Below are 13378 nucleotides of genomic sequence, written 5' to 3' on the forward strand. Positions count from 1 at the left end.
AAATAACCCAGCGCACCAAAACCATAGGCAAAAATAAGCGCATAGATTATCAGTTTCTCCTAGTGCTTACAGATCTCAAAAGCGGGCGAGTGGTATGGGATACCGATGAGACTATATCGAAGCTAGCGCAGATAAATGCAGGGGCAGAATCTATCGCGGATTCTAGCGCAAATGCCAATGCTAGCGATGCAAAATCCAGCATAGATGCCTCTCTAAAAGCGCTAGAGCGCAAATGTAATGGTGGTGATGTGGATTCTTGTAGCGAGTTGGCAAGTATGTATTATGAAGGTGAAAAAATAGCGCAAGATTATGTCAAAGCGGCAGAATATACCACGAAAGCATGCGATTTGGGACACGCTAGGGAATGCAGAAGGATTGGGTATTTGTATAACTATGGACAAGGAGTAAAACAAGATTATATCAAAGCCAGAGAACTCTATCAAAAAGCGTGCGATGGTGGAGATGCCGGAGGTTGTTTTAATCTTGGCAATTTATATGCTGAAGGGCAAGGGGTAAGGCAAGATTATGCAAAAGCTAGAGAATATTACCAAAAAGCGTGCGATGGTGGAGATGCTGGCGGATGCCTCAATCTTGGCAATTTATATAATGATGGACAAGGTGTAAAACAAAATTACCCCAAAGCAAGTGAATATTACCAAAGGGGCTGCGATGATGGAGATGCTGACGGCTGCTTCGGTCTTGGCCTTTTATATAAGAATGGACAAGGTGTAAAGCAAAATTACACCAAAGCAAGTGAATATTACCAAAGGGGCTGTGATGGTGGAAATGCTGGCGGTTGTTTTAATCTTGGCAATTTATATAATGATGGACAAGGTGTAAAGCAAAACTACACCAAAGCAAATGAATATTTTCAAAAAGCTTGCGATGGCGATATTGCCGGCGGCTGCTTCAATTTTGGTGTTTCATATTACAATGGCAGAGGCATCAGACAAGACTATACTAAAGCAAAAGAATTTATGGGCAAGGCATGTGATTTTGGGTATCAGCGAGGTTGTGATATATATAAAGACCTCCAAAACTGGGGCTACTAACCCTGCCCATAAATCGTCATTGCGAGGCTTGCGCCAGCAAGGCAAAGCAAAACGAGCACAGCGAGTTTCTTTAGTAATTCAAGCCCCCTTGTCCCCCTGCAATAAGGAAGGCGACGATAGATAAGGATTGATGGCAAAAGTCTGGCGACTAAAAACCAGAATCTAAAAATCATAAAAATACAAAGTTTGGATTCTAGCTTTTAATATAGATTGCTTCGGATTTTTCAAATCCTCGCAATGACGATTTGGCGATTTGGACTACCAAAGAAGCTGGGCTTTGCTTTGTGGGAAACTCGCTCGCAATGACAAAAAAGCTTTTGTCAAAATGCAGCCTTCTTTAGCAAAGCATAGCTTCTTCTTCAAGTAATGACAAACTAGATTTTGCCAAAATAGATTGCTTTGTCGCTTTGCTCCTCGCAATGACGGAAGTGAAAAGCTCCTAAAAATGTGTCGCGGTGCGCAAGATGCGCGATTTAAGACAAGGCATAAAACTTGGCACACCTTTTGCTTCATCCTAGCTAACTTTTAAAAAAGGATGTTTAATGACGAGCATAACACACAAAATCAAGGCAATGTCAGCTACGACTATCGCCGGGCTTACTTTGGTTGCATGCGCAGCGACTCAAGAGAGTGTAGGACTCACTCCACCAAGTGCAAACTACCAGCCAACAGGCATCGAGAATCCGGGCTTTGGCGCTGGGTTTGGCGCACCGGGCGTAAATGGCAATGCTATAGGCGGAAATATAGGGATGGTAAATCCCCCTATGGCAAACCCACTCCCAACCCCCATCATCAACAACAACCCCATCATAGAGGATGATGAAGACACCCGCTCTCCGCGCGGAAATGAGCCTATCATACAAAATAGCCCAAACCTCACTCCAAGCAACATCATCGAGCTGCAAGTGACAGGCACTGGCGTAGCACCGCAAAACTCCATCTCGCCAGCGCAATCTACCGCGCTTGCCAAACGCGCAGCGATGATAGATGCCTATAAACTGCTAGGTGAAAAAATGTATGGCGTGAAACTAAACGGCCAAGACACCGTCGAAAATATGGCAATCACCAGCTCTAGCGTAAAATCCAAAGTCCAAGCACTCGTGCGCGGCGCGGATGTCGTGAATGTCGATTGCAAAGCGGGACTTTGCCAAGTGACAATGGAGCTAAAACTAGATGGACGCGTGTGGTATCGCGCTCTTGGCGGACGACAATAACCCTGCTAAACACTAAGCGATTTTATGCGTAAGCTTGTTATATTCATCGCTTTTGCGCTCGCTTTTATGCTGGCGGGCTGCGCGCAGCTAGGCATCGCTGACTTGTTTTCTGACAAGCCTGTAAGCCAAGAAGCACGCAGCGAATACAACAAACAAAAGCAAGAAAACGCCCCCAAAAAAGAGGCTGGCAAGCGCCTATTATACATCAATGCAAAGACTTTCCGCTATTATGACTATGTGACATTTAGCACTAATAAAAAGCAAGAGATTTTCATCGAGCTTTTTGCCGCTGGCAAAACCATAGGCACGCTGGATGTGACAAAGCGCAAAATCTGCATATTGAAAGACTGCGCGCGCAAATGGCCTGCGGCGAAAAACTTCTTTGGCAAAGTGAGCTATGGTGATTTGTTTGATGACATATTTTTTGCTAGGGATATTTTCGGCGGTATTGGCAAAGTCATCGAGCCCGGCGGCGCGCTCGTGCAGAGATTTCAAAAAAATGGCGAAATCATTTACTATCGGCGCACAGATTCTGGCGTGCTTTTCAAAAATATGAGTAATGGCGTCACCATCTCGCTAGATAAATACCAAGAGCCAAAGGTTGTGGAGTAAAACGCGTTTGGTGCGTTTGTGCTTTTTGGGGCGCTTGCTTTTGGGCGCGTTTTGCTTTTGGTGTTTTGTTCTTGGTGCGCTCGCTTTTGGTGCGTTTGTGCGTAAGTGTTGCGTAATGCGTTCGCGTTTGATGTGAATTTGGCGCATGATTGGCTGATGCGCGACTGGGTTTCACAGCCTTGCTAACACCAAGCTAACACCAAAGATTTAGCCTAGAATCCAGAATCTGCTTTTATCTTTTTATCACTTTGCTATCTTGCATACCCAAAAATATCTCACTAAATTTTAAAGTCTTGGATTCTGCATTTATGTGCTAGAATCTGTTTTTATTTTGACTTTGTGACGCGGCTAAATCTAGCTAGATTCTGCTTGGATTCTAGCTGGGATTTTGGCTAGATTTTGGATTCTAGCTAGATTTTAGCTTTGCGTCGCGCGAGATTTGGAGGAAGGATGATAGAGATTTTTGGGGCGCGGTTTGTGACTTCTGCCAGCAACATCGCGCAATGCCCGCCAAGCACTGCCAGCGAGATAGTGATGCTGGGGCGCAGCAATGTAGGCAAAAGCACGCTGATAAACAAGCTGCTAGGCGCAAATCTCGCCAAAAGCTCATCGACTCCGGGCAAAACGCGGCTTATAAACTTTTTTTATTCGCAATGGCGGGATTTGTCGCAGGTGCAGGATTTGCCAGCTGGTTTGTCGCAAGCGGATTCTACACAATCCGCAGAATCTACGCGAATCACAGAATCCACACAGCCCGCGCAATCCATGCGCACTACAGATTCTACACAGCTCGCAGATTCTAGCATTTGCGCGCCGATTATGCTAATCGATCTGCCCGGCATCGGCTATGCAAAGGTGTCGAAAGAGGAGCAGAGGCGCTGGGAGCGGAATCTGTGGGATTTTTTGCAAAAGCGCAGTAGCATCAAGCTTTTTTTGCATCTCATTGATGCAAGGCATCCAAATATGCCAATAGACAGCGCGCTTGATGAGAGCACTCGCGCGATTTTGCGCGGCGATCAGCGACTGCTGTATATCTACACCAAGGGCGATAAACTCAAAAAAAACGATCTGGCAAAATTGCGCCAAAAAAAAGCGCTAATTATGTCAAATCACGATACAATTACGCCCAAAAATCCGCATCATCACGCGCGACAAATGCAGGCGCAAAATGTGGCACAAGATGTAGCTCAAAATAGAGCGCGAAGTGCAGAATCTAGCGTGGATTCTGGTGTGGATTTTGGCAGAGATTCTAGCTTGGATTCTAGCGCGCAAGCACCGCGCAAAACACAGCCACAAGCGCCGATACATCGCATAAGAAAAGCGATATTTGATGCGGTGATTTTGGGCGAAGTGGATTCTGGCGAAGGTGATTTTTTGTGAAGGTGGATTCTGGGCGAAGGTGATTTTTGCGAGGCATTTTTTTGCAAGGCGGATTCTAGCAGAATCTAAACTTGCGCCAAAAATGCCAAAAAAATGGAGCGAAACTGCAAAACATAGCATTTAGAAAAATATAGCATTTGGCAAAAAATGGATTCTCAATAAGCCAAATAAGTAAGAATAAACAAGGGGAAAAATGCGCATCATCAAAGAAATAAAGCACAATGACACTTATAGAGAGATTATCAAAGCGGTGGTGTTTTGCGCGATATTTTTTGTCTGGACGATGCTTAGTCATATTTTTTTATTTTTACCGCCGATGATTGGGCTACTTTTTATTATTTTTATCGATTTGTATCAGAAAAAAAACTTCATAGGAATCATCGCGATAATGTTTTGCCTAGTCGTGTTTGAGTCGGAAAATCAGCTGCCTTTGGGCGTGCTGGCATTGGTATTTTTGATAATCAACTATATAATATCAGAAAAATTCAATCTCATCTTCGGACATAATATATTTTTTATTTTTTGGTATGTAGGATTGCTTTATTTGGGATATTTTCTCGTGATTTATATTATCAAAATGTTTGGTTCTGGGCTTGGATTTAGCCTGCATTTTATTTTTATTTTTTATTTTTTGTGTGAATCTTGCATCGGGCTGTTTTATGAAAAGTTTAAATACTAAAAATGCTAGCGCGACAAATACCGCACGCGCTGCGACTACAGCCACAATCAAGCAAAATCCCACGCCACAAGAGCGCGCATGAAAAATCTTAGCATCCCTTACAAAATTGTCCTAGTCGTTTTTGTGCTGGTGTGGCTACTGCTTATTTTAAAAATCTTTATCATCACCATACAGCGCCACGACCACTACGACAGGATCGCCAAGCGCAACACGCTAAAGCAAGAAGTTTTGGTGCCAGCGCGGGGCTTTATATTTGATAGAAAAGGCGAGCCTTTGGCGGTGAATGAGCTGTTTTTCAGCGTGTATCTAGAGCCGCTGCTTAGTGGAAAAGAGCTAGAAAAAGCTGTCAGCAAGATAGTAGAAAACCTGCAAGGACAGGAGCGCGAGGCACTCATCCAAACCTATAAAAAGCAAAATTCTGCCTATAATCACGACCTCATAAAAGTCATAGATTATGTGTATGCTAATGAAATCCAAACCGCCTATCCTATGCTAATCCAAGAGGATAATATCCATGTAAAGCCGACATTTAGGCGCTTCTACCCGCACGACTCGCTGGCATCGCATGTGATAGGCTATGTGGGGATCGCGGATAAAAACGATGTGTTTTATGACCCCATCAGTAAATACACTTCAGTGATTGGCAAAGAAGGCATCGAGCGCGAGTATAACGCTGTGCTGCAAGGGCAGCTAGGCTATCGCAATAGCATCGTAAATGCCTACAATCAGCGCGTCTCTGAAGCAGATGAGTTCCTCCCGCAAACCCAAAACAACATCATGCTAACTATTGATGCCAATCTGCAAAAAGTCATCGATGATGAATACGCGGATAAAAATGGCTCTGTCATCGTGATGGATGCCAAAAATGGCGAGATTTTGGCAGCGGGCAGCTACCCAGAATACAATCTCAACGACTTCGTGGGCGGCATCAGCGTGGCAAAATGGAGCGCGCTTATCGACAATCCGCACACGCCTCTTATCAATCGCTTTGTCAATGGGCAATATCCGCCGGGCTCTGTTATCAAAATGGGCGTGGCGATGGCGATTTTGGAGTATGGCAATATCGATGAATACACCAAAATCGACACGCCCTATGCGGTGAAAATAGGCGAGTGGCAGTTTCGCGACTGGAAAGCGGGCGGGCATGGCAGCAGCGATGTTTTCAAAGCGATTGGCGAGTCTGTGGATGTGTATTTTTACAAACTATCACAAGCGATTGGGATTGAAAATATGGCGCAGGTGCTCGAGCAAATGGGCTTTGGGCTAAAAACAGGCGTGGATTTTCCCGGAGAATCCGCTGGCATCCTTCCCACGCCAAACTGGAAAGCCCAGCGCTATGGGCTCTCATGGTATGTGGGCGACACGGTGCAGACTTCTATCGGGCAGGGCTCATTCCTAGCTACACCTTTGCAAATCGCGCGCTACACAGCACTCATCGCTTCTGGCAAGCTTCCCACGCCGCATTTTCTCAAGAAAAAAAATAATGAGGATAGTGTATTTGAGCCAAAAGATGTGCTAAATGATTTTCAAAAATCCAAACTCTGGGCGCTGCAAAAGGGCATGATAGAGGCGTGCAACGCGCCCGGAGGCACTGGCACTAGGCGCGTATATGGCGCGAAAGTAAAAATCGCTTGCAAAACAGGCACCGCGCAAGTAACCTCTATCCCGCAAGAAACCAAAAAGCGCATCAAAGAAAGCGAGATGGCGTATTTTCAGCGCTCGCATGGCTGGATGACAGGCTTCATCCCTGCCAATAACCCGCAATACGCTATCACCATCCTAATCGAGCATGGGCAAAGCGGCGGGAATGCCGGTCCCATCATGGTGCGTATCGCCAATGAGCTCTATAATCTTGGGTATATAAAGCCATAAGTTTTGAATTTGCGCGCTTTGGCGGGTGGCACGGTTGGCGTGTGCTTTTGGTGTGTGCTTTGGTTGGTGGCGGTGCGTGCTTTGGCGCGCGGATTTTATTTGGATTCTAAAATCTGCAAGCGTCGCGAAAAAATGAATTGCCAAAAAGCAGTCGCGACATGATTAATATCCAATATGCAAAAAAATAGATTCTGGCAAATCTTTAAGAATCCGCGATTGTAGGGCGCAAATAATAAATCTTGCAAGATTGGCAATATTTGGCAAGCGCGAAAAAAGATAAAAAGCAAGATAAGCAAATGCTAAAGATTAGCAGAATCTAAAATATTCAGAATCTATTTTTGCATATTATATTGATAAAGGAGGGAGGGCGTTTAAAATAAGTTTGCAAAAAGCTAGGCAAATATAAAAAACTCAATCGCCAAAAGCCTTTGTAAATCAAAAACGCTAGCAAGACAAATATCAAGCCTGCCAGCAAAACTAGGCGGCGAGATGAGCAAGATGAGCCCAATAAACTTAAGCGTCACCAAACTCGCAAAAAACTAACAAGTCGTGCGCCCAAACCAAAGCCCAAGCAACAACGCCAGCCTTTCTAGCCATTTAGTGCTTAATATAGAAATGCCAAGCTTTTAAGCCTTTTTAAACCTAGCAAGCATTCAAGCAGGCATCAAGTCGCCCGCCTAGCCTAGCTGACACCACAAAGCAAAAGTATCGAGCTAAAAAGCACCTAAAAAGCCAAAAATCAATGCGGACTTTGCAAGCCACAACGATAAACCGCAAACCAAACAAACGCCCAAAAAGCCAAGAGCCAAAGCCCAGCGCCACCAAAAAACCCCAGCCAGCGCCACAAAGCAACAGCGCCAAGCCAGCCAGCGCCCAAAGCTTCTTAGCGTTTGGAGAATTGTGGGCTTCTGCGCGCTTTGCGTTTTCCGTATTTCTTGCGCTCTACCACGCGAGAATCACGAGTTAGCAAGCCTTTTGGTTTCAATATCGCGCGGAATGCTTTGTCATATTCATTGAGTGCTTTTGAGATTCCATGTCGCACCGCTTCAGCCTGCGCGGAATACCCGCCGCCAAACGCATCTGCCTTGATATCTACAGATTTTTCTTGTTTTGTTAGCACGAGTGGCTGAAGCACCTTTTTCTTTATCGCTTCATGCCCGCCTAGCCACGCATCTAGCGTCTCGCCATTTACGATGATTTTGCCGCTACCATTGCTTAGCCATACTTTTGCTATTGCTGTTTTTCTTTTGCCTGTCGCATACACTTTTGCCATAAGAAGTTCCTTTATTTACTTTTTGAGATTTGAGCGGTGTGTGGATGCTCATTTCCTTGATATACTTTTAGCTTTTTTATCATCGCTCTACCTAGCTTTGTTTTGGGTAGCATACCGCGCACAGCGAGATGATAGAGCTTTTCTGGGCTTTTTTGTAGCATTTCTTCTAGGGTTTTGGATTTGGTGCTGCCAAAGTAGCCAGAATGCGTGAAGTATTCTTTATCTTGGAGCTTTGTGCCGCTAAACTTCGCCTTTGTCGCGTTGATGATGACGACGAAATCGCCACAATCCACATTTGGCGTGTAGCAAGGCTTATGCTTACCGCGCAAAAGCGTCGCCACCTCGGTGATAAGCCGCCCAAAAGTCTTGTCTGTAGCGTCTATCAAGTGCCATTCGCGCACCACCTCGCTAGTCTTTATCGCTCGTGTCATATCTTGTGTTTTACTCATTTTATGCCTTAGATTGGGAAATTAAGTTGGCGATTATACAGGCTGTTTTATAAAATTAGGCTTAAATTAATAATATTTTAAAATATTTAGATTCTGGGTTTTGTGGCTTGGCGGGTGATTTGTGTGGTGATTTGTATTTTTGTGGTATAATCCATAAATTTGAGTCTAAAAAATCGCAAAATTATACCATAAAAAAATGGTGAGAAATGGTGAATGCCATAACCGGAGCAAAAATGAATCAAAGCTTTAGCGCATCGCAAGCGTCGCAAGTGCTGCAAGTGCCACAAGTCTTGCAAATGTCGCCAGCGCCCTTGTCGCTTTTATCGCTTTTATCGCCCTTGCCACCAAACCAAGCGCCAGAATCTAAAATATCAGAATCTAGCATACTAGAATCTAGCGTGCCAAAATCCGCCTTTTTAGATTCTATGGATTCTGGGCGTTTAGACTCTACGCGCTTAGATTCTATGCGTTTAGATTCTGGTGCGCTCTCTCCACTACCACACGCCAGCGCCCTATCACGCGCGCCACACGCCAACGCCCAAACAAACACCAAAACCAACGCCGACGACAACTCAAAAATCGACTTCGCCACCGCCCGCGAGCTTTTATTTTTGGCCCCGCTTGCAGGATATACAGATTTACCTTTTAGAAGCGTTGTGAAGCGCTTTGGCGTAGATGTCACAGTGAGTGAGATGATAAGCTCGCACGCGCTCGCCTTCGCCAGTGCCAAAACTTTGAAAATGGCAGAAAAATCACCGCTTGAGACGCCCTATAGCGTGCAGATAGCCGGCTCCAAGCCAGAAGTGATAAAGCGCGCGATAGAGATTCTAAACCAAAAAGAAGGCATTGATATTTTGGATTTCAACTGCGGCTGCCCCGCGCCAAAAGTCGCAAATCATGGCAATGGCAGCGGGCTTTTGCAGAATCTAACGCATCTTGTTTCCATGCTAAAACTCATCCGCGAGACCTCCACCACGCGCCACACCAGCGTCAAGGTGCGGCTAGGATTTGACAAAAAAATCCCCCTAGAGATAGCGCACGCGCTAAATGATGCGCCGGTGGATTTCGTCGTGGTGCATGGGCGCACGCGCAGTGATGGCTACAAAAAAGAGCGTATCGATTATGATGCGATCGCTGCTATGAGGCAGATCCTGCGCCACCCTGTGATTGCCAATGGCGAGATAGATTCTGCGCGCAAGGCGCATGAAGTCATGGAGCGCACAGGCGCAAATGGCGTGATGATAGGGCGCGCCGCGCTTAGTGCGCCTTGGATTTTCTGGCAGATAAGACATCGAAGTGACGAACTGCCAAACCTTATCAAAAAAGAGCTTGTATTGGAGCATTTTGATGCGATGGTGGGATTTTATGGTGAGCGGGGCGTGGTGATGTTTCGCAAAAATCTGCACGCCTATGCCAAGGGGCATGAGGGTGCGAGCGCGTTTCGCAATGTGGTAAATACTATCACTTCGCCAAAAGAGATGCGCGAGCGCATAGAGGCGTTTTTTGATGATTCTTTTGTGGCGTGGGCGAGCGAGCCCATAGTCGAGCTAAACAAAAAAAGTGTGTGAAATGCAAAAAATACGCGGCGCGAAACGATATTTTGCCAAATATTTTACTAGATGTTTTGCTAGATATCTTGCTAAATATTTTGAGGGGCGCTTTAAAAGGCACGCTACCAAATATTTCACAATGCACTGGGCTAGATTCTGCGCAGCACTTTTTGCTAGCCTGATATTTGCTAGCGCACTAGAATCTAGCCCGCTAGATTCTGCCCCTATAGATTCTAGGGATTCTAAGGATTCTAGCATCGCGACACTGGCAAAAGCGCCCACTAGAGCGATTTTGGGCGATATTTTGCATCCATACGCCAGCTTTGGCATCGTGAATGGCGGCGCGACACACACCGACAACACACAAAGCATGAGCAAAGAAGTCGCCACCTGCCCGAGCCAGCTTTGCTATGGCGACACCACCAGCGCGCGCTATGAAGGCAGTCTCAAAAGTGGCTACAACCTCGAAGTGGGCGCAGAATACTATTTTGACAAATGGCATATCGGCGGGATAAGGCTTTTTGGCGAGATGAGTAGCATCAGCGGCGGGCTTGGCGACAAAGTAGCTGGCAGCGATAGCCGCGATACGAGTATGAATAACATCCCAGCTGGCGGGATCGCCACCATAAAGCCCGGCAGTAGCGGTAGCACCACCGTCTATGATGAAAAATACACCTTCCGCACCACGCCAGACGCGCAGGCGCAAATCGCCAATAATGGCACATGGCAGACTATCGGCATAGGGCTTGATGGGATGCTAAATGTGCCGATAGACTCGATTTTGAAACGCTATGTGGGCGCGATAGCAGAGATAGATAATCGTTTTAGCAAAAATTGGTTTTTGCGAAGGCTGCTCTACTTGAAAGCGGGGGTTTTTGTGGGCGGTGGCGTGGAGTTTTCTAATTTCTCACAAGATAGCTACACCAATGAAGTCGCCGCCAAAGGCAGAAAAGATGACATCTCTGGCATCAAAGACAATGATGCGTTTTTGGCGGCAAACAGCGGGGGATTTTTGCGCTATGGCGTGCAGATATATCTGACGAGATTTTTCCGCGTGAATTTTGGCTACAAAAAAAGCTTCTATGAAATCACCTCCGAGCGCTGGTATGGATTCTATGGGAGAAATCTCACAACCGCTGAAGGCTGCACTGCTGGCGCAAATGGCTTGCCTCCGGCGTGTGATGGCGTGATAAGGGATGAGATATGGGCGCAAAATCAAGGCTTCACCGCCCAAAGCGACACAGATTCTGCGCCGGGCTGGAGCGAGGCGCTTTTGCGACAAAAATTTGTGCTAAGCAAGGGCGATGAGTGGTTTTTGACATTTGCGCTTAGTTTTTAGTGCGCCTAGATTCTGCGCCCTTAGCGCATTATTGCTACTTTTTTGCTACAATGCGCTTTTGTAACACCAGAATCTACAAATCCATATAAGCGAGCGAAAATGTTTAGCGGACTAGTCAGAGAGATAGCAAAAGTCAAAGAATATCAAAACAACATCCTATCCATAGAATCCGCCTACACCCCAAGCATCGGCGATAGCATCGCGGTAAATGGTATGTGCCTAACCGTGATAGAGACGCAAAAATGGGGCTTCAGGCTAGAAATCTCCGCGCATTCTGCCAAAAAAGTAGCGATAGAAAACTACAAGGGCATGGTGCATATCGAGCCGGCGTTGCGTGCGGATTCTCGGCTGGATGGGCATTTTGTCCAGGGGCATATCGACTACATCGGCGAGATAGTCGCCATCGCGCCGCAATCTAACCAAACGCTACTCACTATCAAACCGCCAAAGCACGCCCTCTCACTCATCATCCCGCAAGGCTCTATCACAATCGATGGTATAAGCCTAACAATAGCAAGCGTCACTAGCGAAAACTTCTCGCTCACCATCATCCCGCACACCATGCAAAACACGCTTTTTCACACATACAAAGTCGGGCGGCGCGTGAATATCGAAACAGATGTCATCGTGCGCTCTATCGCGCATGTGCTGCAAAAGCAGGGGCTGGTTGGCAGGGGCTTTGGCGCGGATTCTCGCGGGCTGGATTCTGCTATGTCGGATTCTCGCGCGAAAAATTTCCGCGCATCAGATTCTCATGCGCTAGAATCCGCTAGCTGGAGCGAGATAGATGACATCCTCATGCGATACTAAGGCGCAAAAAATAGCCAAGCAAAAATAAGGAAAACCATGCAAAAAGCCGCCGCACTAGCCTATGACTCCCAAAAAGACAGCGCGCCAAAGGTGCTCGCCAGCGGCAAAGGCGAGATCGCCAAGCGCATCATACAAAAGGCGGAGGAGTTTGACATACCGCTATTTGCGAATGAGGAGCTGGTGAATATGCTTTTGCAAGTCGAGATCGATGAGGAGATCCCGCGCGAGCTGTATGAGGCGGTGGTGGGCGTGTTTGTGTGGCTAAACAATATTGAGCGCAAGTCGCAGCTGAGCTTCAATGGCTAATGGGCTAGGGACTAGGTGGCAAATGCTTGCGATAAGACAGAATCTAGATTCTAAGCGCGCTTTTTGCGCTGGCTTTTGTGGTGTGAAGTTTACAAAAGCAGAATCTAAATGCATGGATTCTAGTGGCGCAGAATCTAAAAAACCAGAATCCTCGCGCGCCAGCCTCATCGCAAGCGCGCTTTTGGCATGCTTTGCTTTAGTGATGCTAAGCGGCTGCTTTATACAGGATTTCAACGCGCACGCAAGGCAGGCAGGCTATAGCCAATCCGGCAAAAGCGCGAGCGCTGGCAAAACCGCCAAAGCCACAAAATCCACAAAAAATACGCGCGCCTCTGGCACCGCATCAAAAGTGGATTCTCTATTTGACTCCGGAAGTAGCGCGGGAGGCGGCGCAAAAGCAGATTCCGCTTCCAAATCACGCATGCTAGGCGCGAGCGAGCGCCAAGTGCTAGATGAGCTACTGCGCCAGCAGAAGCGCTGGGGTGCTACGCCTTATGTCAGCGGCGGCGTGAGGCGCGAGGGTGCGGATTGTAGCGGGTTTGTGATGAGTGTGTTTAATGAAAGCTTTGGGCTTAGCGTGCCGCGCGTGACGGTCTCGCAGATGGAGCAGGGCAAAAAGCTGGGCGGCAAAAACATCGCCGCATCCAAGCTAAAAGCGGGCGATTTGATATTTTTCAAAACTGGGCGCGGGATGCATGGCTATCATGTGGGGATTTACCTGCAAGATGGCGAGTTTATGCACCTTTCCACCAAAGGCGGCGCCAAAATCGCCAGTATGTCAAATAGCTACTGGAAGCCAAAAATCATCAAAGCCGTGCGCTATCCGATAAAGTAAGCGGCGA

At 46.7% G+C, this 13378-nt stretch carries 12 protein-coding genes and 1 pseudogene; 11 read left to right on the top strand and 2 right to left on the bottom strand.

What is annotated here, in order from left to right; all coding sequences use genetic code 11:
- From BKN38_RS06675 to mrdA, 6 genes and pseudogenes are all read left to right on the top strand, one after another.
- A partial coding sequence (locus BKN38_RS06675) for an SEL1-like repeat protein (protein ID WP_083329096.1) occupies positions 1 to 1052 on the top strand: 1052 nt, incomplete at its 5' end.
- Between the two features lie 542 nt (positions 1053 to 1594).
- Positions 1595 to 2266 carry an LPP20 family lipoprotein gene (locus tag BKN38_RS06680; protein WP_082942671.1) on the top strand — a complete coding sequence of 224 codons (672 nt, stop codon included), beginning with the start codon at positions 1595 to 1597 and terminating at the stop codon, positions 2264 to 2266.
- Between the two features lie 24 nt (positions 2267 to 2290).
- On the top strand, positions 2291 to 2878 hold the full coding sequence (locus BKN38_RS06685; protein WP_066458021.1) for a hypothetical protein: 588 nt from the start codon (positions 2291 to 2293) through the stop codon (positions 2876 to 2878).
- A 450-nt stretch (positions 2879 to 3328) separates the two neighbouring features.
- Positions 3329 to 4015 (top strand): annotated as a pseudogene (locus BKN38_RS06690) (GTP-binding protein); the annotation flags it as partial.
- 436 nt (positions 4016 to 4451) lie between these two features.
- Positions 4452 to 4937: a hypothetical protein gene (locus BKN38_RS06695; protein WP_066458017.1), complete on the top strand. Its 486-nt coding sequence runs from the start codon at positions 4452 to 4454 to the stop codon at positions 4935 to 4937.
- A gap of 78 nt (positions 4938 to 5015) precedes the next feature.
- A complete protein-coding gene (mrdA, locus tag BKN38_RS06700) occupies positions 5016 to 6809 on the top strand; it encodes a penicillin-binding protein 2 (protein WP_066458014.1) in 1794 nt (597 codons plus the stop codon).
- A gap of 883 nt (positions 6810 to 7692) precedes the next feature.
- On the opposite strand, the gene rpsI is transcribed toward mrdA, so the two are convergent.
- Both rpsI and rplM read right to left on the bottom strand, forming a co-directional pair.
- Positions 7693 to 8082 (bottom strand): 30S ribosomal protein S9, encoded by a 390-nt coding sequence (rpsI, locus tag BKN38_RS06710; protein WP_066458009.1) that lies wholly within the window; start codon positions 8080 to 8082, stop codon positions 7693 to 7695.
- A gap of 11 nt (positions 8083 to 8093) precedes the next feature.
- A complete protein-coding gene (gene rplM / locus BKN38_RS06715; RefSeq protein ID WP_066458024.1) occupies positions 8094 to 8513 on the bottom strand; it encodes a 50S ribosomal protein L13 in 420 nt (139 codons plus the stop codon).
- Positions 8514 to 9109: 596 nt separating this feature from the next.
- On the opposite strand from rplM, the gene BKN38_RS06720 reads away from it, so the two are divergent.
- From BKN38_RS06720 to BKN38_RS10665, 5 genes are all read left to right on the top strand, one after another.
- Positions 9110 to 10099 carry a tRNA-dihydrouridine synthase gene (locus BKN38_RS06720; RefSeq protein WP_066458330.1) on the top strand — a complete coding sequence of 330 codons (990 nt, stop codon included), beginning with the start codon at positions 9110 to 9112 and terminating at the stop codon, positions 10097 to 10099.
- Between the two features lies 1 nt (position 10100).
- Positions 10101 to 11420 carry a hypothetical protein gene (locus BKN38_RS06725; protein ID WP_066458319.1) on the top strand — a complete coding sequence of 440 codons (1320 nt, stop codon included), beginning with the start codon at positions 10101 to 10103 and terminating at the stop codon, positions 11418 to 11420.
- Between the two features lie 99 nt (positions 11421 to 11519).
- Positions 11520 to 12230: a riboflavin synthase gene (gene ribE / locus BKN38_RS06730; RefSeq protein WP_066458320.1), complete on the top strand. Its 711-nt coding sequence runs from the start codon at positions 11520 to 11522 to the stop codon at positions 12228 to 12230.
- A 24-nt stretch (positions 12231 to 12254) separates the two neighbouring features.
- Positions 12255 to 12536 (top strand): EscU/YscU/HrcU family type III secretion system export apparatus switch protein, encoded by a 282-nt coding sequence (locus BKN38_RS06735; protein ID WP_066458321.1) that lies wholly within the window; start codon positions 12255 to 12257, stop codon positions 12534 to 12536.
- Between the two features lie 22 nt (positions 12537 to 12558).
- A complete protein-coding gene (locus BKN38_RS10665) occupies positions 12559 to 13371 on the top strand; it encodes a C40 family peptidase (RefSeq protein ID WP_158655918.1) in 813 nt (270 codons plus the stop codon).
- Positions 13372 to 13378 lie beyond the last annotated feature (7 nt).

The sequence above is a fragment of the Helicobacter sp. CLO-3 genome (assembly GCF_001854545.1).
Taxonomy (GTDB): Bacteria; Campylobacterota; Campylobacteria; order Campylobacterales; family Helicobacteraceae; genus Helicobacter_B.